At 74.8% G+C, this 19,702-nt stretch carries 18 protein-coding genes; 11 read left to right on the top strand and 7 right to left on the bottom strand.

Annotation, left to right across the window (positions count from 1 at the left end; translation table 11 throughout):
* The first annotated feature begins 208 nt into the window (after positions 1-208).
* From GTR02_RS08510 to GTR02_RS08485, 6 genes are all read left to right on the top strand, one after another.
* Complete coding sequence (locus GTR02_RS08510; protein WP_166607056.1) at positions 209-433, top strand: hypothetical protein; 225 nt, start codon at positions 209-211, stop codon at positions 431-433.
* 43 nt (positions 434-476) lie between these two features.
* Positions 477-1,076 carry a recombination mediator RecR gene (gene recR / locus GTR02_RS08505; protein WP_166607055.1) on the top strand — a complete coding sequence of 200 codons (600 nt, stop codon included), beginning with the start codon at positions 477-479 and terminating at the stop codon, positions 1,074-1,076.
* The gene (locus tag GTR02_RS08500) at positions 1,069-1,683 is read left to right on the top strand and encodes a DUF5063 domain-containing protein (protein WP_166607054.1); all 615 of its coding nucleotides are present in this window, start codon (positions 1,069-1,071) and stop codon (positions 1,681-1,683) included. Before recR ends, GTR02_RS08500 begins: the two co-directional genes overlap by 8 nt.
* 187 nt (positions 1,684-1,870) lie before the next feature.
* Entirely contained in the window at positions 1,871-3,163 is a 1,293-nt protein-coding gene (locus GTR02_RS08495) for an aspartate kinase (RefSeq protein WP_166607053.1), read from the top strand.
* Positions 3,160-4,248: an aspartate-semialdehyde dehydrogenase gene (locus tag GTR02_RS08490; RefSeq protein ID WP_166607052.1), complete on the top strand. Its 1,089-nt coding sequence runs from the start codon at positions 3,160-3,162 to the stop codon at positions 4,246-4,248. The genes GTR02_RS08495 and GTR02_RS08490 overlap by 4 nt, the downstream gene beginning before the upstream one ends.
* Before the next feature lie 141 nt (positions 4,249-4,389).
* Positions 4,390-4,884 carry an NUDIX domain-containing protein gene (locus GTR02_RS08485; RefSeq protein WP_166607051.1) on the top strand — a complete coding sequence of 165 codons (495 nt, stop codon included), beginning with the start codon at positions 4,390-4,392 and terminating at the stop codon, positions 4,882-4,884.
* 625 nt (positions 4,885-5,509) lie between these two features.
* Here GTR02_RS08485 and GTR02_RS24325 read toward each other — a convergent pair.
* Together GTR02_RS24325 and GTR02_RS24320 are read right to left on the bottom strand one after the other, a co-directional pair.
* Entirely contained in the window at positions 5,510-6,244 is a 735-nt protein-coding gene (locus GTR02_RS24325) for a class I SAM-dependent methyltransferase (RefSeq protein ID WP_338073681.1), read from the bottom strand.
* Between the two features lie 26 nt (positions 6,245-6,270).
* On the bottom strand, positions 6,271-6,942 hold the full coding sequence (locus GTR02_RS24320; RefSeq protein ID WP_338073680.1) for a hypothetical protein: 672 nt from the start codon (positions 6,940-6,942) through the stop codon (positions 6,271-6,273).
* Positions 6,943-7,109: 167 nt separating this feature from the next.
* Between GTR02_RS24320 and GTR02_RS08475 the strand changes: the two genes are divergently transcribed.
* From GTR02_RS08475 to GTR02_RS08455, 5 genes are all read left to right on the top strand, one after another.
* Entirely contained in the window at positions 7,110-8,744 is a 1,635-nt protein-coding gene (locus tag GTR02_RS08475; protein ID WP_166607050.1) for an ATP-binding cassette domain-containing protein, read from the top strand.
* A 75-nt stretch (positions 8,745-8,819) separates the two neighbouring features.
* The gene (locus GTR02_RS08470) at positions 8,820-10,382 is read left to right on the top strand and encodes an alanine/glycine:cation symporter family protein (protein ID WP_166607049.1); all 1,563 of its coding nucleotides are present in this window, start codon (positions 8,820-8,822) and stop codon (positions 10,380-10,382) included.
* Positions 10,383-10,553: 171 nt separating this feature from the next.
* Positions 10,554-11,774, top strand: a complete 1,221-nt coding sequence (locus GTR02_RS08465; RefSeq protein ID WP_166607048.1) for an MFS transporter — start codon at positions 10,554-10,556, stop codon at positions 11,772-11,774.
* Positions 11,771-12,217 (top strand): GNAT family N-acetyltransferase, encoded by a 447-nt coding sequence (locus GTR02_RS08460; RefSeq protein ID WP_166607047.1) that lies wholly within the window; start codon positions 11,771-11,773, stop codon positions 12,215-12,217. Before GTR02_RS08465 ends, GTR02_RS08460 begins: the two co-directional genes overlap by 4 nt.
* Positions 12,218-13,666, top strand: a complete 1,449-nt coding sequence (locus GTR02_RS08455) for an MDR family MFS transporter (RefSeq protein ID WP_338073679.1) — start codon at positions 12,218-12,220, stop codon at positions 13,664-13,666.
* Between the two features lie 3 nt (positions 13,667-13,669).
* On the opposite strand, the gene yidD is transcribed toward GTR02_RS08455, so the two are convergent.
* From yidD to GTR02_RS08430, 5 genes are all read right to left on the bottom strand, one after another.
* Entirely contained in the window at positions 13,670-13,948 is a 279-nt protein-coding gene (yidD, locus tag GTR02_RS24315) for a membrane protein insertion efficiency factor YidD (RefSeq protein WP_166607046.1), read from the bottom strand.
* 5 nt (positions 13,949-13,953) lie between these two features.
* The gene (locus GTR02_RS08445; RefSeq protein ID WP_166607045.1) at positions 13,954-15,336 is read right to left on the bottom strand and encodes an ATP-binding protein; all 1,383 of its coding nucleotides are present in this window, start codon (positions 15,334-15,336) and stop codon (positions 13,954-13,956) included.
* An 89-nt stretch (positions 15,337-15,425) separates the two neighbouring features.
* Positions 15,426-17,210, bottom strand: a complete 1,785-nt coding sequence (locus tag GTR02_RS24310; RefSeq protein WP_166607044.1) for a prolyl oligopeptidase family serine peptidase — start codon at positions 17,208-17,210, stop codon at positions 15,426-15,428.
* A 45-nt stretch (positions 17,211-17,255) separates the two neighbouring features.
* A complete protein-coding gene (locus GTR02_RS08435; protein ID WP_166607043.1) occupies positions 17,256-18,275 on the bottom strand; it encodes a CNNM domain-containing protein in 1,020 nt (339 codons plus the stop codon).
* A complete protein-coding gene (locus GTR02_RS08430) occupies positions 18,272-19,672 on the bottom strand; it encodes a CNNM domain-containing protein (RefSeq protein ID WP_166607042.1) in 1,401 nt (466 codons plus the stop codon). The genes GTR02_RS08435 and GTR02_RS08430 overlap by 4 nt, the downstream gene beginning before the upstream one ends.
* Between the last annotated feature and the right edge of the window lie 30 nt (positions 19,673-19,702).

Raw genomic sequence — 19,702 nt, 5'->3', positions numbered from 1 at the left:
CGACGGACCGGCGCCGCAGCCGTCCGGGTCCGCGGGCGGCGCGGCCGGACGCGCCGCGCCGGCACGCCCGCCGTCCGGCCGGGGGCCGTCGGCACCGGCGGAGTCCGCGCCGCCGCCCCGGTCCTCCCCGCTACCGTCCCCTGCGCCCCGGTCGTCGGCGGGCGGGTCCTCTGCGGGCGGGCCGCACCTGGTCGGCCCGGACGACGACGTGCCCCCGCCCGAGGCGCCCATCGACGACCCGGGTGAGGAGCAGCTGTCGGCGCCGCGGCGCGCGCTGCGGGCCGTCCCGCCGCCCGAGCCGCCGGCCCCGCCCGTCGAGGAGGACGTGCCCAGCCGCGACGACGAGGACGCCGAGGACGCGCAGCTCGTGGGCACGGCCGTCGTCGAGCAGATCCTCGGCGGCAGGGTGATCTCCGCGGACGGCGAGCGCTGACGGCGCGTCCCCGGGCGGCAGCGCAGCACGTAGGGTCGGCGGTGTGTACGAGGGTGTCGTCCAAGACCTGATCGACGAACTCGGCCGACTCCCCGGGGTGGGGCCCAAGAGCGCCCAGCGCATCGCGTTCCACCTGCTCGCCGCGGACGAGGCCGACGTGCGTCGGCTCGCCGACGTCCTCTCCGAGGTCAAGAGCAAGGTCCGCTTCTGCGAGATCTGCGGCAACGTCGCGCAGGAGCAGCTGTGCCGGGTCTGCCGCGACCCGCGCCGCGACACCACGGTCATCTGCGTGGTGGAGGAGTCCAAGGACGTCGTGGCCATCGAGCGGACCCGCGAGTTCCGGGGCCGCTACCACGTCCTCGGCGGCGCGATCAGCCCCATGGAGGGCATCGGCCCGGACGACCTGCGCGTGCGCGAGCTGCTCGCGCGGCTGTCCTCGGGCGAGGTCACCGAGACCATCCTCGCCACCGACCCGAACCTCGAGGGCGAGGCGACCGCGACGTACCTGGCGCGGCTGCTGCGGCCCATGGGGCTGACGGTGACGCGACTCGCCTCGGGCTTGCCCGTGGGTGGTGACCTGGAGTACGCCGATGAGGTGACGCTCGGACGGGCGTTCGCCGGACGGAGGTCCCTGGATGCCTGACGCGCACGACCCCACCGAGACCGTCGTCCCCGCCCCCGTGCTCGCCGCGGTGCCCGACGAGCTCACCGAGCTCGCGCGCAGCACCGCCGCGGAGGCCCGCGCCTTCCTCGACGTCGTCACCGAGGTCGCCACCGGACGCATGGACGAGACCGCGCTGAGCGTGCTGCTGCTCGCGATCAGCCAGACGCTGCTCACGGGCGCCCGGCTCGGGGCGGTCGCCGACGTCGTGCCGTCGCGGCGCTTCGAGCCCGACGCCGGCCCGGACCCCGACGTCGACCCCGTGCGGGCCGGGCTCGCCAACGTCATGGAGGGCCTGGACGACTACGCCGACGTCGTGGACCCGCTGACGAACGCCGAGCTCGTGCGGGGCGCCCTGTCCGACGACCTCGCCTCGGTCGCCGCCGACCTCGTGCACGGCCTGCGCCACTTCGAGCGCGGGGACACCACCGAGGCGCTGTGGTGGTGGCAGTTCTCCTACCTGTCCTCGTGGGGCCTGCGCGCGACGGCGGCGCTGCGCGTCGTGCAGTCCCTGCTGGGTCACCTGCGCCTCGACGTGGACGCCGAGACCGTGGCCGACGCCGAGTTCGACGCGCTGAACACCCCCTGACCGCCGGCCGCTGACAGTTCTGCTGCCTCCAGGCCCGTCGAACGGTCCTCCGAGGCCCCTGCGGGAGCTTCGGAGCAGCAGAACTGTCAGCTCCGGGCCGTGGCGGTCGACAGACCGGCCCCGGGCCCCGCTCGACGCCGTCCGTGCCGTCGGGGTGCGCCCGTCCCACTCAGTAGACTCGCCTGTCGTGGCTCTCGTGGTGCAGAAGTACGGCGGTTCCTCCGTCGCCGACGCCGACGGCGTCAAGCGCGTGGCGCGCCGCATCGCGGCCACCCGGCGGGCCGGTCACGACGTCGTCGTGGTCGTCTCCGCGATGGGCGACACGACCGACGACCTCATCGAGCTCGCCGAGAAGGTGACGCCGATGCCGCCCGCGCGCGAGCTGGACATGCTGCTCACCTCGGGCGAGCGGATCTCGATGGCGGTCCTCGCGATGGCCATCTCCAACCTCGGCCTGGAGGCGCGCTCGTTCACGGGCAGCCAGGCCGGCGTCATCACCGACTCCGCGCACGGCAAGGCCCGGATCATCGACGTGACCCCCGGCCGCATCCGGACGGCGCTGGACGAGGGTGCGATCGCGATCGTCGCGGGGTTCCAGGGCGTCAGCCAGGACACCAAGGACATCACCACGCTGGGCCGCGGCGGGTCGGACACCACGGCCGTCGCGCTGGCCGCGGCGCTCAAGGCCGACGTCTGCGAGATCTACACCGACGTCGACGGCGTCTACACCGCGGACCCGCGCATCGTCCCGACCGCGCGGAAGATCAACCGCATCTGCAGCGAGGAGATGCTGGAGATGGCGGCCTGCGGCGCGAAGATCCTCATGCTGCGGTGCGTGGAGTACGCCCGCAACTACGACCTGCCGATCCACGTCCGCTCCTCGTTCAGCCAGCACGAGGGCACCTGGGTGACGGACTCCCCGGTGCCCGCCAGCCTCAGCCAGTCCGCCGTGGAGGACCCAGTGGAGCAGCCGATCATCTCGGGCGTCGCGCACGACCGCAGCGAGGCCAAGATCACCGTCGTCGGCGTCCCGGACACCCCGGGCACGGCCGCCGCGATCTTCGAGGCCGTCGCCGAGGCCGAGATCAACATCGACATGATCGTGCAGAACAACTCCGTGGGGGCCAGCGGCCGCGCGGACATCTCCTTCACGCTCCCGAAGGCCGAGGGGGCCACGGCCGTCGCGGCGCTGGACAAGGTCAAGACCGGCATCGGGTTCGAGCGCGTCGAGTACGACGACCAGATCGGCAAGGTGTCGCTCATCGGCGTCGGCATGCGGTCCCACCCGGGCGTCTCGGCGCGCTTCTTCAAGGCCCTGGGAGCGCAGAAGATCAACATGGAGATGATCTCGACGTCGGAGATCCGCATCTCCGTGGTCACCCGCGCCGACGAGCTCGACGACGCGGTCCGCGCGGTGCACACCGCGTTCGAGCTCGACGCCGAGGCGGAGGCCGTGGTCTACGGAGGGACGGGACGATGAGCGGGACCAGCAGCGAGCGGAGCAGCAGGCCGACCCTGGCCGTCGTCGGCGCGACCGGCGCCGTCGGGTCGGTGATGCTCGGCATCCTCAGCGAGCGCGAGGACGTGTGGGGCGAGATCCGACTCGTCGCGTCGGCGCGCTCCGCGGGCAAGGTGCTGCGCGTGCGCGGCGAGGACGTCGTCGTGCAGGCGCTGACGCCCGAGGTGTTCGACGGCGTCGACGTCGCGATGTTCGACGTGCCCGACGAGGTCTCCGCGCAGTGGGCGCCGATCGCCGTCGAGCACGGCGCCGTGGCCGTCGACAACTCCGGCGCGTTCCGGATGGACGACGAGGTCCCGCTCGTCGTGCCCGAGGTGAACGGGGCCGCGGCGCGCAACCGCCCGAAGGGCATCATCGCGAACCCGAACTGCACGACGCTGACGATGATGGACGCCCTCGGGGCGCTGCACGAGCAGTGGCAGCTCACCGAACTCGTCGTGGCGTCCTACCAGGCCGCCTCGGGGGCGGGGCAGCCCGGCGTGGACCGGCTCTACGACGAGCTCGAGGTCGTCGCGGGCGACCGGACGCTGGGGCAGCGCGCGGGGGACACCGCGGGCGTGGTGTCGGCGAAGCTCGGTGACGAGTCGCCGTTCCCGGTCGCGCTGGCGCTCAACGTGATCCCCGTCGCGGGGTCGCTGAAGGACGACGGCTGGACCAGCGAGGAGCTGAAGGTCCGCAACGAGTCGCGGAAGATCCTCGGGATCCCCGGCCTGAAGGTCTCCGCGACGTGCGTCCGGGTCCCCGTCCTCACGACGCACTCCCTCGCGGTGCACGCGACGTTCGCGCGGGAGGTGAGCGTCGCGGACGCCACCGCGGCCCTCGAGGCCGCGCCGAGCGTCGAGGTCCGCGACGACCTGGCGGCCGGGCTGTTCCCGACGCCGGCCACGACCGTCGGCGGCGATCCGACCGTCGTGGGCCGCATCCGGCAGGCGCTGGACTTCCCGAACACCCTCGACCTGTTCGTGTGCGGCGACAACCTGCGCAAGGGCGCGGCGCTGAACACGGCGCAGATCGCGGAACTGGTGGCCCGCGAGCTCATCGCCTGAGCGGCCTACCCGCGACCGGCCCGGCACCTGCTCCAGGTCGACCGCGGCGCCCGGGGGGAGCCGTCTCGGGGCCGGGCGCCGCGCGGCCCCTCGCCTGCCCTGTCGCCGCCGAACGCCGTCCCCCTGGGTAGCCTCGCTCCCGTGCCCGAGTACGCCCGACGATCGGCCCGCGTCCTCCTCGTCGACGGGGGCGAGCGCCTCCTGCTGCTGCGAACTCTGGTGCGACCGGGCGAACCGTCCGCCGGGCACGTCTGGTTGACGCCGGGCGGTGGGGTCGAGGACGGCGAATCCGCGCCCCGAGCCGCCGCTCGCGAGCTGCGTGAGGAGGTCGGTCTGACCGTCACCGCGGATGACCTGACGTGGGTGGCCTCGACCAGCGGCCACGCCGATCTCGGCTGGATCGAAGGCTTCTTCCGCGACGACTTCTTCGTCCACCGGGTTCACCTGCACACCGTCGACACCGCAGGACTCGAGGAGGTCGAGCGTCTCCACCACGCCGGGCACCGGTGGTGGAGCGTGGAGGAACTGCGCGCGACGGATGACGTCGTCTACCCTCTCGACCTCGCCGAGCTCCTGACCGACGTCCTCGCGGGCCGGGTCTTCGACGCCCCCGTCGTCCTGCCCTGGCACCACTGACGCACGCAGCCCCCGACCCTCACGGCGGGACGCGGTAGTCGGCGAGGAGGTACCCGCTGGGAGTGGTCTCGCCGCGGACCGGGCGAAGCGGAGGGACAGCAGGTCGTCGAGCAACGCCGGCCGCTGCCGACCACGACCGCGTCCGGGGTGGCGACGGCGGCGACCCCCGCCGCGTCCACCACGTCGTCCCAGTCCGTGAAGAACCCGTCGGGCCCCTCGGCGGCGCCGTCGAGGGAGGAGGACGCGACGAGCTTGCGCGTACCCAGAACCCCTCGTCCGCGCTGACCACCTCGTCGAGGTGGTGGCGCGGAGCAGGACTCGACCGGTGTGCGGAAGTCATCGGCCCACGACTTCGCCGAGTCGACCGATCCCGACGGCGTCGTCTGCGGCTGGGAGTGAACCGTCGCCACGACCTGATGCGGCTTGAGCTGAACAGGTCCGACGAGATCGTCATCGCGGGCCCTCGGCCAGGTCCTGGTCGACCAACGTGCACTCGCGACGTCGAACGCTTCATCGACGACACCTGATCGACGCGGGGACCGCAGGAGTGGCGGGTCCGACCCCGGACACCGGGGACGACGGCTGGAGCTGCCGGCGGTCGTGGGCCAGTCCGCCGGCTGAGCGCTCAGCCCTCGAGCCGGGTCCGCACGCACCACGTCCGGTAGGGCAGCCGGAGCTCGGTGCGCCCGCGCAGGTCCGGGTGGGTGTCGAGCACCGACGCGACCTCGCCCAGCAGAGCGGTCCGCTCCGCCTCCGGCAGCACGATGACGTAGCTGCGGGAGGCGATCAGGTCGAGCACCCCGGCGCGGTCGGTGACGTGCTCGAACCCGGTGACGAACCGCTCGAGCGGCCCGAACGGCGCCCCGACCACGGGGTCCTCGACCTGCATCTCCTGCTCGACCCCCCGCTGCGCCAGCGCCCACACCTCGCGCACCCACGGCACGGAGTCGTCGCGCACGTTCCACACGAGCCCCAGCGTGCCGCGGGGCCGCAGCACGCGGGCGACCTCGCCGACGGCGCGGGCGGGGTCGACCCAGTGCCAGGCCTGGGCCACGACCACGGCGTCGACGCTCGCGTCGGGCAGCCCCGTGGCCTCGGCCGTGCCGCGGTGCGCGGGCACGCCCGGCAGCGCCGCGGTCAGCTCGGCGAGCATCCGCTCCGAGGGCTCGACCGCGACCACGTCCAGCGCACGGGCCGCGAGCGCCGCCGTGAACTTCCCCGTCCCGGCCCCCAGGTCGAGGACGCGGCGGGCGGCGGGCGGCACGAGCCAGTCGACCGCGTCGGCGGGGTAGCCGGGCCGGGCGCGGGCGTACTGCCCGGCGGCGGCGCCGAAGGACCGGGCGTGCCCAGAGGTGTCCACGTGCCCAGTGTCCTCCGCGAGGCGGCTCAGCCCCAGGTGACGGGCTCCCCGTCGTAGGGGTCGTAGGGGCCGTCGAAGTCGGAGAACTCCGCCTTCGTGACCTGCACCGACGACGGGGCCACGAAGACGCGGCACGTCTGGTACGTGCTGCCCTCCGCGAAGTCGACGCCCTGGTCCCCACTCGCGCAGCGGTCCCACTTCCGGAAGAGGATGACCGGGGACGCCTCGGAGCCGTCGGGCAGCAGGGCGGAGATGTCCTGGGCGATGTCGTTGCCGCGCAGCGCGGCGGCGTTCTGGCCCCCGGTGACGGTGTAGCGGACGTAGTAGGGGGCCATGCCCGCGACCTTGTCGCCGAGCTCGAGCTCGGCCAGTTCGGCGTCCGTGCCGCGCTCGATCGAGTCCACGCTGACCGTGAAGGTCCCCGTGCTGCCGGAACTCTCCGCCGGCAGCGTCGCTGCGCCGCCCAGCGGGAGTTCGGTGCCCGCAGCGGTGAGACCGGCGGCCGGTGCGCCGGCCGGAGGGGTGCTGGTGGAGGGGCTCGCAGCGGGGGTCGCCGTGTCGACGGGCGCCGCGCTCTCGCTCACCGTGGCGGTGGACGTGGGGTCGGGGGACGCGGCGGTCGGCGACCCGCCGCAGGAGGCGAGCAGGGCGGCGGCGGGCAGCAGTGCGGTCATGCCCAGGACACGGGGGGCTCTCACAGCGGACTCCTCGGGTTGCGGTGCTCATCACGATGACGCGGTGCCGCAGGCAATTCCGCCCTTCCGCCGCGCTGCCACCCGTACGGCGGACGACTCGCCCGACCCGGGGGAGCGGCGCGTGCGCGGAGACGTCGACGTCCCCCGGTGCGGTCGGGGAGACTGCCTCGGTGAGCGCCACCCTCGTCGCCAAGGACCTCAGCGCCGCCCACGGCACGCGCACCCTCTTCTCGGGCCTCGACCTCGTCGTGGCCCCGGGGGACGTCGTCGGCCTCGTCGGGGCCAACGGCGCCGGCAAGTCGACGCTGCTGCGGCTGCTCGCGGGCCTCAGCCCGGCGGAGAGCGGCGGCGTGACGCTGTCGCCGCCGACCGCGACCGTCGGCTACCTGCCGCAGGAGCCGGAGCGCCGGGCCGGGGAGTCCCTCGCGCGCTTCCTCGGCCGCCGCACCGGCGTGATCGGCGCGCAGGAGGCCATGGACGCCGCGGCCGACGCGCTCGCCGCGGGGGCGCCCGGCGCCGACGACGCCTACGCCGACGCCCTGGAGCGCTGGCTCGCCCTGGGCGGGGCGGACCTCGACGAGCGGACCGCCGACGTCCTGCACGACCTGGGCCTCGACGTGGACGTCGAGCTGCCCACGACCGCCCTCTCCGGCGGGCAGGCGGCGCGCGCGGGTCTCGCGGCGCTGCTGCTGTCGCGCTACGACGTGTTCCTCCTCGACGAGCCCACCAACGACCTCGACCTCGACGGCCTGGCGCGCCTGGAGGCCTTCGTGACGGGGCTGCGCTCCCCCGCGGTCGTCGTGAGCCACGACCGGGAGTTCCTGGCCCGCACGGTGGACCGGGTCGTCGAGCTGGACCTCGCGCAGCAGCTCGTCCGCGTCGTCGGCGGCGGCTACCAGGCGTTCCTCGACGAGCGCGAGGTCCAGCGCCGGCACGCGCGCGAGGAGTACGAGGAGTACGCGGACACGAAGGCCGGGCTGGAGGGCCGCGCCCGGATGCAGCGGAACTGGATGGACAAGGGCGTGCGCAACGCCGTCCGCAAGGGCGACCCCGACAAGCACATCCGCGCGAAGATGCGCGAGGGCAGCGAGAAGCAGGCCGCCAAGGCGCGCCAGACCGACCGGCGGATCGAGCGGCTCGAGGTCGTCGAGGAGCCGCGCAAGGAGTGGCAGCTGCAGATGACCATCGCCGCGGCCCCGCGGTCGGGGTCGGTGGTCGCGACCCTGCGCGGTGCCGTCGTGCGGCGCGGCGACTTCCGGCTCGGTCCCGTCGACCTGCACCTCGCCGCCGGGGACCGCGTCGCGGTCACGGGCGCCAACGGCAGCGGCAAGACGACCCTGCTCGCCCTGCTGCTCGGCCGCCTGGTGCCGGACGAGGGGGCCGCGTCGCTCGGCTCCGGCGTCCTCGTGGGCGAGGTCGACCAGGCCCGCGGGCTCTTCCTGGGCGGGGAACCGCTGGCCCGCGCCTTCGGCGACGCCGTCCCCGACGCCCCCGTCGCCGAGGTCCGGACCCTGCTGGCCAAGTTCGGGCTCGGCGCGGCGCACGTCGACCGGCCCGCCGCGAGCCTGTCGCCCGGGGAGCGGACGCGGGCGGCGCTGGCGCTGCTGCAGGCCCGCGGCGTGAACCTCCTGGTGCTCGACGAGCCCACCAACCACCTCGACCTGCCGGCCATCGAGCAGCTGGAGCAGGCGCTCGCGAGCTACCCCGGGACGCTGCTCCTGGTCAGCCACGACCGGCGGCTGCTGGCGGCCGTGGACGTCTCGCGGCGCCTCGTCGTCGACGCGGGGCGGGTCACCGAGGTCTGAGCGTCTGCGCGGCGATCGGTTGCCCGGGCTCACAGTGCTTGCGCCGCAGGCGCCCTGACCGGTTGTCTCGACCCCATGCCTGCGACAGCCCTGGCCACGGCCGTGAAGTCCGCCACCGCGGAGACCGGTGCCCTCGCGTCGGTCGAGGCGGCCATCGACGAGGTGTTCGCACCGGTCACCGAGGCCCTGAGCGCGGTGATCTTCTACTCGGTCAGCATCGGCGGCGCGACGTTCCCGCTCATCGTGGGCTGGCTCGTGCTGGCCGGGCTGGTCTTCACGGTCTACTTCGGCGCCATCCAGCTGCGCGGCTTCCCCGTCGCGCTGCAGGTCGTGCGCGGCCGGTTCAGCCGCGACTCCGACCCCGGTGAGGTCACCCACTTCCAGGCCCTGACGAGCGCCGTGTCCGGCACCGTCGGGCTCGGCAACATCGCCGGCGTCGCGGTGGCCGTCACCCTCGGCGGTCCTGGCGCGACCTTCTGGATGATCTGCGCGGGCCTGCTCGGCATGTGCACCAAGTTCGTCGAGTGCACGCTCGGGGTGAAGTACCGCGAGGTCCACGAGGACGGCACCGTCACCGGCGGGCCGTTCAAGTACCTCAAGGTCGCCTTCGCCCGCCTGAAGGTGTCCTGGATCGGGACCGTCCTGACCGGGGTGTTCGCCGTCGCGATCTTCTTCTTCGGCGTCGCGGGCGGCAACATGTTCCAGGCCAACCAGACCTTCGCGCAGATGCGCAACGTCACCGGTGGCGACGACGGCGTCCTCGGCAGCGACGGCGCCGCCCTCGTCTTCGGCATCGTGCTCGCGGCCCTGGTCGGGCTCGTCATCCTCGGCGGCATCTCCTCCATCGGCCGCGTGACGTCCAAGCTCGTCCCCGCCATGGCGATCATCTACGTCGGGGCCTGCCTCGTCGTCATCCTCGGCAACGCCGCCGCGATCCCCGGCGCCCTCGGGGAGATCGTCACGGGTGCCTTCTCCCCCGAGGGCGTCGCCGGCGGCGTCCTCGGCTCGCTCATCATCGGCTTCCAGCGCGCCGCCTTCTCCAACGAGGCCGGGGTCGGCTCGGCCGCCATCGCCCACTCCGCGGTCAAGACGCGCCGCCCGGTCTCGGAGGGCTTCGTGGCCCTGCTCGAGCCGTTCGTCGACACCGTCATCATCTGCACGATGACCGCGCTGACCATCGTCATCGCCCGCCCGCAGAGCTGGGTCGACGCGCGCGCCGAGGTGGCCGCGACGGGCGAGAACTCCGCGGACGGCGTCGTGCTGACGTCCGACGCGTTCGAGAGCGTCATCTCGTGGTTCCCGATCGTCCTGGCCGTCGCGGTCGCCCTCTTCGCGTTCTCCACGCTCATCACCTGGAGCTACTACTCGCTCAAGGCGTGGTGCCACTTCTTCGGCCGCTCGCGCGCCTCGGAGGCGACCTTCAAGGTCGTCTACTGCCTGTTCACCGTGGTCGGCACCGTCCTGACCTTCGGGCAGGTCCTCGACCTCGCCGACGCGATGCTCTTCGTCTGCGCCCTCGTCAACATCATCGGGCTGTACCTGCTCGCGCCCGTCGTCAAGGCCGAGGTGCGGGAGTACCTCGCCGACCGGCGCAGCGGAGCGCTGGCGCGCGAGGCGCAGGAGACGGTCGCCGGCTGACCGGGGGCGACCGCGCGACACGCGCGGGACGATCACGGGCGCAACGAGAAGTGCGCCGAGGCACGCACCGGCTGGAACACGGCGCCGCCCACAGGCGATGATGGAGGGGCACGACGCGGCGACGGGGCCCTTCGAGCGCCGGTCCCATCCGCTCCACCAGGAAGATCCGCCGTGCCCCTCGCACTCCTCGCCCTCGCCGTGGGCGCCTTCGGCATCGGCACGACTGAGTTCGTCGCGATGGGCCTGCTCCCGGAGATGGCGGCCACCTTCGGCGTCTCGATCCCCACCGCGGGCTGGCTCATCACGGCCTACGCCCTCGGGGTCGTCGTGGGGGCGCCCACGCTGACGGCCCTGACGCACGGGCTGCCGCGCCGGCGGGTGCTCGTCGGGCTCATGATCCTGTTCGTCGCCGGGCACGCAGCGACCGCCCTGGCCCCGTCGTTCGGGGCGCTGGTCGCGGCCCGGTTCGGCACGGGCCTCATGCACGGCGCCTTCTTCGGCACGTGCGCCGTCGTGGCGCGCGCCATCGCGCCCGAGGGCAAGCAGGGGCGGGCCCTGTCGCTCGTGTTCACCGGGCTGACCGTCGCCAACGTCGTCGGCGTCCCCCTCGGCACGTACGTCGGCCAGCAGCTCGGCTGGCGGGCCACCTTCGCCGTGGTCGGCGTCATCGGGCTGGTCACCATCGCGACGCTGCTCGCGCTCGTGCCGCCGGTGCGCACGCCGGCGGGGTCGCTGCGCTCGGAGTTCGCCGCGTTCCGGCGCGCGCAGGTCTGGTTCACCCTGCTCATCACCGTCATCGGCTTCGGCGGCATGTTCGCCGTCGTCAGCTACGTCGCCCCGATCCTCACCGACGTCGCCGGGTTCCCGTCCAGCGCGGTGTCCTGGGTCCTGGTGCTCTTCGGCCTCGGGGCGACGGCGGGCAACCTCCTCGGTGGCCGCCTGGCGGACTGGTCCCCGCAGCGGACGCTGGCCCTGGGCCTCGGCACGCAGGTGCTGGTCTTCGTCTTCATCTTCCTCACCGCGCAGCACCGGGTGACCGCGGCCGCGGGCGTGTTCCTCTTCGCCTTCGCCGGCTTCTTGATGAGCTCCTCCATCCAGACGCGCGCCATCGTCGCGGCGGGCGGCGGCGCGAGCATGGCGTCGGCCGCCCTGCAGGCCGCCTTCAACATCGGCAACGCCCTCGGCGCGTTCCTCGGCGGCGTCGTCATCGACGCCGGGTTCGGCCTCGCGTCCCCCGCCCTGGTGGCCGCGGGCCTCGCCACCGTCGGCCTGCTCATCAGCCTGTGGGCCACGCGGCTGGACACGACGGGCCGCGCGCCGCTGGACCCGGCCGTGGTCGCGGTGCCCGCCCAGCGCCGCAGCGCGGCCGCCCGCCGGTCGGTGGGCGCGTGAAGCGCGACGTCCTCGTCGAGCCGGCGCGCGTCGGCGAGCCCGGGCTCGACGGCCTGCTCCGGGCCGCGATCGCGGAGCTCGTGGCGCGCTACGGCAGCGAGGCCGCCGAGGGCCCGCTGACCCCGGCCGCGACGTACCTGGTGGCCTCGGTCGACGGCTACCCCGCGGGCTGCATCGCCCGCGTCCCGGTCGAGGACGGGCTCGTGGAGATGAAGCGCGTGTTCGTCGACGACGGCTTCCGGGGCCGCGGGATCGCGAGCCTGCTGGTGCAGCGGTTCGAGGAGGACGCGCGCGCCGCGGGCGTCGCGCGGATCCGGCTCGAGACGGGCACGCTGCAGCCCGAGGCGATCGCGCTGTACGAGAAGCTCGGGTACCACCGCATCGAGAACTTCGGCGTCTACGCCGACAGCCCCCTGAGCGTGGCCTTCGGCAAGGAGCTCTGAGTGACCACCACCGCGGCCGCAGGCGTCGGGTTCCGCTCGGAGCGCGGCCCCGTCCTCATCGCCGTCATGCTCTCGACCGCCCTGGTGGCGATCGACTCCACCATCATCGCGACCGCGGTGCCCTCCATCGTCGACAGCATCGGCGGGTTCGCCGAGTTCCCGTGGCTGTTCTCCATCTACCTGCTCGCGCAGGCGGTCACCGTGCCCGTCTACGGCAAGCTCGCGGACGTCTACGGCCGCAAGCCCGTCATGCTCGTGGGCATCGGCCTGTTCCTGCTGGGCTCGGTGCTGTGCGGGTTCGCGTGGGACATCGGCGCGCTCATCGCCTTCCGGGCGCTGCAGGGCATCGGGGCCGGCGCCGTGCAGCCGATGTCGATGACGATCGTCGGCGACCTGTACTCGCTGGCCGAGCGCGCCAGGGTGCAGGGCTACATCGCCAGCGTGTGGGCGGTCAGCTCGGTCGTCGGGCCGACGCTCGGCGGGGTGTTCTCGGAGTACGTGAGCTGGCGCTGGATCTTCTTCGTCAACGTCCCGCTGTGCCTGCTGGCCGGCGCGATGATCTGGCGGCGGTTCGACGAGACCGTCGTGCGCAGCCGGCCGCGCATCGACTACCTCGGCGCGAGCGTCCTGACGATCGGTCTGACGCTGCTCGTCCTGGGCCTGCTCGAGGGCGGCCAGGCGTGGGCCTGGGACGCGCCGCAGAGCATCGCGGTCCTCGCGGCCGGCGCGGTCCTGCTCGCCGTGTTCGTAGGCGTGCAGCAGCGCACGGCCGACCCGATCATCCCGCTGGTCCTGCTGCGGCACCGGCTGATCGTCGCGACCAGCCTGGTGTCGGCGTGCGTCGGCGCGGTGCTGCTGGGCCTGACGTCCTACGTGCCCACCTACGTGCAGGAGGTCCTCGGCACCGGACCGCTCGTGGCGGGGTTCGCGCTCGCGGCGCTGACCCTCGGGTGGCCGGTGTCGGCGTCGCAGGCCGGGCGGCTGTACCTGCGGATCGGGATCCGGGCCACGGCCCTGGTCGGGTGCGTGGTCGTGGTCGGCTCCAGCGCCCTGCTGCTGCTGCTCGACCGGTCCTCGAGCGTGCTGCAGGTCGGGCTGACGTGCTTCCTCATCGGCCTCGGCATGGGTCTCACGGCCGCGCCCACGCTCATCGCGGCGCAGTCCGCCGTCGGCTGGGAGCAGCGCGGCGTGGTCACCGGGGTCAACATGTTCTTCCGCTCGCTCGGCAGCGCCGTCGGCGTCGCGGCGTTCGGGGCCGTGGCGAACGCGACGCTGGCCGGGGCGCCGGCGGAGGGCGCGGACCCGGGCCCGCTGGCCGCGGCGGTGCACGACGTGTTCGTCGCGACCGCGGCCGTCTCCGTCCTCCTGCTCCTCGCCGTCCTGCTCATGCCGCGCGGGGACCGCACCGGCGTCGAGCCCGTGAGCGCGGAGCCCGGCCCGGCGCAGTGAGCCTCAGAAGCGGAACGGGATCGGGATCGGCCCGCAGCAGCAGACCCCGCGGACGTCGCTCGCCATGAGCAGCGAGGCGGCCCGGTAGCAGGCCAGGAACTGCAGTGCGGTCGGCGCCGCCCCGCGCAGGACGCCGCGGCGCTGCACGATGTCGCGCACCGCACCCGAGCACGACGGGCCCCCGTGGGCGACGCGGTGCGCGCAGGCGTAGCCCTTGCGGGGCGAGAGGTGGCGCTGGTAGCGGGCGACGAGGGCGTCCACGGCCCGGGCGAGAGGAGTCACCGCCCTCACGGTAGGGGCGGGACCTGCTCGCGCAACCGCACGTCGGACAGCGCGTAGCGGGTCGGGCGCCGGTCCCCCGCCACGCGCAGCAGCCCGCCGGCGACCAGCAGCCGCAGGACGCGGCGGCTCTCCGTGGTCGAGGTGTCGGTGGCCGTGCGCAGCGACTCGTTGGTGACGTCGCCGTCGCGGCGGGCCAGCAGCAGGGCCAGCCGCGCCGCCATCCCGTCGGGCACGTCGGGCAGGGCGGCCAGCCAGGCGCGCTCCTCGACGCTCGCCGCGCTGGCGGCCGCGACGCGGGCGACGACGGCGCCGTCCCGCTGCTCGAGGACCGGCGGCTGCATGAGGACGTCGGCGAGGGCCGCGCGGGCCGTCGCGAGCCCCGTGCCCGCCCCCGCCGTGAGCCCGAGGTCGCGGAACAGCCCGGCCAGGCGCCGGTTGCGCTCGTGCAGGGCCCCACCCGGTGCCGCGAGGTCGACGGCGACCGGGAGCGTCCCGGGCGAGGAGACCTCGAGGGCGTCGGTGTGCAGGCGGACGGTGACGGGCTCGCCCGCCCGCGCGTAGTCGCGGTGCAGCACGGCGTTCAGCAGCAGCTCGCGGACCGCCGCGGTGGGGTGCTCGGGAGCGACCTCGGCGAGCAGGCGCGTGGCGGCCGCGACGGCGTCGGGCAGCCGGCCCGGGAACTCGCGCGTCTCGCGGACCTCCGCGGTCCCCAGCGGCCCCGCGTACCGCGTCACGACGATGCCGAGCCGGCGCGCGAAGCGCTGCGGCTGCTGCCCGAGCACGAGCAGGCACGCCAGGGTGGGGCGGCGGCTGACGACGAGCCCGAGCTCGGCGAGGAGGGGGCCGACCCGCGACGCCTCGACGGGGCTCCCCGTCCGGCGGTGCAGCCAGCCCTGCACCGTGGGCAGGTCCAGGTCGGCCGTGGTCGCGGAGGTGACGACGGTGTCCTCGACGGGCTGCCCGGCCGCCTCGGTGACGAACGTGACGAGGTCGGTGCCGTACAGGACGCGGTTGGCGCGGCCGCTGCGCAGCAGGACCCGCCCGTCGGCGGTCTGCGCGAACCCCGTCGGCAGCGCCGCCACCGTCACCACGGTCACCCGGGCGCGCCCCACGCGGTGCACCTCGGTGCGGACGGGCACGGGCGGGTGCGTGGCCCCGGCGAGGGCGGCGACGCGCTCGCGCACGTCCTGCTCGGAGCGGCTGCCCACCAGGCGGCGCGGCAGCGACTCCGTGACGCCGACGACCACGCGGCCGCCCGAGGCGTTGGTCATCGCGACCAGGGTCTCCGGCAGGTGCTCGCCGACCGCGCGCTGGAACTCGAGGTGCTGGCCGTCGTGGTCCCCCACGTCCGCCAGCAGTCCGGCCAGGTCCTGCCAGGCGTCCTCCACCCTCGGCATCCTGCTGACCCGCGGGCGGGCGCACCACCCCTTCGCCCGGTCCGGTGGACGTGGGCCGCGTCACGCCGGCGGGGCCGCGGTCAGGGCAGGTGACGCCGCACGAAGTCGAGCTCCACCCGCATCTGCCGCACGCGCTCGTCGTCCAGCAGCGACCCGTGCCCGGCGTCGTAGCGGTAGACCTCGTGCGGCGCAGCGCGTCCGGCGAGGCGCTCGAGGTAGTTCTCGATCTGCCGGATCGGGCAGCGGGGGTCGTTCTCGCCCGCCAGGACGAGCACGGGCGCGGTGACGGCGTCGACGTACGTCAGCGGCGAGGAGTCCGCGTACTTCCCGGGCACCTCGGTGGGGGAGCCGCCGAACAGCGAGCGGTCGAAGGCCTTCAGGCCCTCCATCTCGTCCTCGTACGCGGCGACGTAGTCGGCCACGGGGACGCCGGCGAGGCCCACGGCCCACCGCTGCGGCTGCGTGCCCAGGCCGAGGAGCGTCAGGTAGCCACCCCACGACGCGCCCGCCAGCACGAGCCGCGCCGGGTCGGCCACCCCGGTGGCGACGAGGTGGTCGGCGACCGCGGCGACGTCGGCCAGCTCGACGTGGCCGACGCGCGCCTCCAGCGCGTCCCGCCACGCCGACCCGTACCCCGTGGAGCCGCGGTAGTTGACCTGCACCACCGCGAACCCCTCGTCCACCCACGTCGCGCAGTACGGGCGGAACCCGTCGGTGTCGTGCGCGGTCGGCCCCCCGTGGACCTCGACGACCAGCGGCAGCGGACCCGCGGCCCCCACCGGCCGGCGCAGCAGCGCGTGGATGCGGCCGCCCTCCCCCTCGACCCACACGTCGGTGACGTCGACCGAGTCCGGCGCGGGCGCCCCCGGCGCGCGCAGCAGGACGTCGCCGCCCAGGGTCCGCACCGCGGTGGCGTGCGCGGCGGACGACCAGGTCAGCCAGACGTCGCCGTCGGGACGGGCCGTGGCCCCGCCGACGGTGCCCGTGCCGGGCCCGACCTGCTGCACGTCACCGGTCGCGAGGTCGACGCGGTGCAGCAGCGTGCGGGCCTCGTGGTCGACGAGGACCAGCAGGCCCGCGCCGTCGCGGGTCCACTCGGCCCCGGCCACGTCGCCCGGGACGCCGAGCACGACGGGCGTCTCGGTGCCGGCCGCGACGTCCCAGACCAGGAGTTCCGCGCGCCCCTCGCGCTCGTGCTCGACCAGCAGGCGCGGGTCGCCGGGCCGGGGCGCGAACCCCAGCGGCGCGACGCCCTTGCCGGGGCCGTCGGCGAGCTCCGCGACGGTCGTGCCGTCCGCGACGTCGAGCACGCGCAGGTCGGGGTGGCGGGAGTCGCCGTGCTCGCTGTGCGAGAGCGCCAGCCAGCGCCCGTCCTCGGACACGTCGGCGGCGTAGGCGTCCTCGCGGTGCTCGTACAGCAGCCGCGTCCCGCCGTCCTCGACGACCTCGACCCGGGTGCCGTACGCGTCGTCGGTGCGGCCCACGACGACGGCGCCGCCGCGGGTCAGCACCAGCCCGGCCGAGTAGGCCGCGGGCAGGCCGAGCGGGTCCTGGACGCCCTCGCCGGGGGCGGAGCCGAAGGGCTGGCGCCGCCACACGCCGTGCTCGTCGCCGGCGGTGTCGTCGAACCACCAGACCCAGTGCCCCGCAGGGTCGATGGTCGCGCCCGCGGTCCCCTCGGGCCGGGCCGTCGCCCGGGTCAGCTCTCCGCTGCGCGCGTCCCAGGAGTGCACCTCGAGCGCACCGTCGACGCTGGCGACGACCACGCAGCGCTCGGGCGCGTCCTCGGCCCAGTCGGGCAGGCCGACCCGCCCGGCGCGGAAGCGCTGCTCCCAGACGGGCACGTCGGTTCCAGGGGTGCTCACCCCCGGATCGTGCCACGCACCGCCGTGCTTGCCGGGCGCGCCCGGTCAGCCCGCGGCGCCGGCCCCGGACCGGGGGAACAGCCGGCGCAGCACGTCCGACAGCGTGACGACGCCGGTGACGGCCCCGCCGTCGGTGACCACGGCGAGGTGCTGGCGCGTCTCGCGCATCGTCCGGAGCGCCGCCGGCACCGAGGTGCCCCCCGCGAGGACGAACACCGGGCGCACGCACGGCTCGGCCGGGGCCTCGTCGGGTTCCGTGAGCGTGTCGCGCACGTGCACGACGCCCGTGATGCGGTCGGGCTGCCCGACGAGGATGCGCAGGTGGCCCGTGCGCCGGGTGGCCGCGCGGACGTCGCCGACGGTGGCGTCCGCCGGCACCGAGACGAGCGGCGACCCGGCCCGCAGCAGGTCCCGCACGGTCAGCTCCTGCAGCTCCAGGGCGCCCGCGAGCTGCGCCGAGGACTGCGCGTCCAGGGTCCCCGCGCTCGTGGAGTGCTCCAGCAGGTGGCGCAGCGCGGCCGGGCTGTGCCCCGCGGCGACCTCGTCCGCGGGGGTCGCACCGGCCCGGCGGACCAGGGCGTTGGCGGCCGCGTTGAGCGCGAGGAGCAGCGGCCGGAACACGGTGGTGAACAGCCGCATGGGGATGGCGAGCAGGAGGGCCGAGCGCTCGGGGTGCGCGATGGCCCACGACTTCGGGGCCATCTCCCCGACCACGAGGTGCAGGAACGTGACGACGAACAGGGCGAGGACGAAACCCAGGACGTCGGCCGCGACCAGCGGCAGGCCCGCGCTCTCGAACAGCGGCGTGAGCCAGTGGTGCACCGCGGGTTTGCTGAGGGCGCCCAGGGCCAGGGTGCAGGCCGTGATGCCGAGCTGCGAGCCCGCGAGCAGGACCGTGAGCTCGCTCAAGCTGCGCAGCGCGGCGCGCCCGGCGCGGGTCCCGGCGGCGTCCTCGAGGCGGTGCCGCTTGGCGGACAGCAGCGCGAACTCGACGGCAACGAAGAACGCGCTGAGCGCGACGATGAGGACCGTCGCGGGCAGGACCACGCGGGGGTCGTCGGTCACCGGGCCACCTCCACGTCGGGGCCCGTCGGGCCGGTGCCGGCGACGATGTCCGGCGGGAGTTCCAGCCGCAGGCGGGAGGGGACGTGGCGGTCCACGGCGAGCACCGTGACGCGCACCTGCCGGGGCGCCGCCCCGGTGTCCGCCGCGAGGTCGCCCGGGTCGGCGGGCAGGTCCACGAGCAGCTGCGTGCCGACGGGCGGGAGGCCGCCGTGCGCGGCGATGACGAGCCCGGCGACGGTCTCGTGGTCGCCGCGCGGGAACTGAACGCCCAGGGCGCGCTCGACCTCGTCGACGTGGACCGCACCCGCCATCTCCCACGTGCCGTCGCCCTCGACCGGGACGTAGCCGGGGTCGGCCTCGTCGTGCTCGTCGGTGATCTCACCGACGAGCTCCTCGGCGAGGTCCTCGACGGTGACGACGCCCGCGAGGCCGCCGTGCTCGTCGACGACGCACGCCAGCTGGTTCTTCGTGGCGGCGAGGTCGCGCAGGACGTCCGGCAGCAGCGTCACCGTGGACACGACCAGCGGGGGCCGCACGATGCTCGTGACGGGCGCCGAGTCGGGCTGGTCGGTGGCCAGCAGGTCCGCGAGGTGGACGACGCCGACGACGTCGTCGGTGTCCGCGGACATCACCGGGTAGCGGGAGTGGCCGAGGGCCATGAGGGCGCGGACGAGGCCGAGGTCGTCGGTGTCCGTGACCGTGTCCACCCGCGAGCGCGGGATCATGGCGTGCTCGGCGTCGCGGCGCGGGAAGTCGAGGATGCGGTCGAGCAGCACGGCGAGGTCGGGCGGCAGGTCACCGGAGTCCCGCGACTCCTCGACGATGTGCTCGAGGTCGCGGGCCGTGGCGGCGTGGTCGACGTCGTGCACGGGCTCGATCCGCAGGGCGCGCAGCAGCGCGTTCGAGGACTGGTCGAAGAACCGGATGAGCCAGCCGAACAGCGTCAGGTACCGCAGCGTGGAGCGGGCCAGCCGGGTGGCGACGGCGCGCGGTTCCGCGATCGCGAGGTTCTTGGGGAACAGCTCGCCGAACAGCATCTGCACGAACGTCGAGAGCAGGAGGGCGAACACCGCGCCGACGCCGACGCTCGCGGCCGGGGGGATGCCCACCCCGCCGAGCAGCCGGGAGAGCGAGGAGCCGATGAGGGGTTCCGCGACGTAGCCCACGAGCAGGCCCGTGACGGTGATCCCCAGCTGGGCGCCGGACAGCATGAACGACGTGCGCCGGGTGACCGCCAGGGCCCGTTCGGCCCCCGCGTCGCCGTCGGCGGCGTGCGCCCGCAGCTGCGAGCGGTCCACCGACATGTAGGCGAACTCCTGGGCCACGAACCAGGCCGTCACCGCGGTGATGAGCACCACGACCAGCACGCCCGCCAGCAGGGTCAGCAGGTCCGTCACCGCCGGTCTCCCCCGCGGTCGGGGAGGTCG

The sequence above is a fragment of the Kineococcus siccus genome (genome assembly GCF_009906795.1).
In the GTDB taxonomy this organism is placed as follows: domain Bacteria; phylum Actinomycetota; class Actinomycetes; order Actinomycetales; family Kineococcaceae; genus Kineococcus; species Kineococcus siccus.
This window is presented reverse-complemented; position numbering and strand designations above follow the sequence as displayed.

Excerpts from the sequence above, each read along its gene's own strand:
- GTR02_RS08490 (WP_166607052.1), top strand. The coding sequence starts at position 3,160 with ATGAGCGGGACCAGCAGCGAGCGGAGCAGCAGGCCGACCCTGGCCGTC.
- GTR02_RS08500 (WP_166607054.1), top strand. The coding sequence starts at position 1,069 with ATGCCTGACGCGCACGACCCCACCGAGACCGTCGTCCCCGCCCCCGTG.
- GTR02_RS08470 (WP_166607049.1), top strand. The coding sequence starts at position 8,820 with ATGCCTGCGACAGCCCTGGCCACGGCCGTGAAGTCCGCCACCGCGGAG.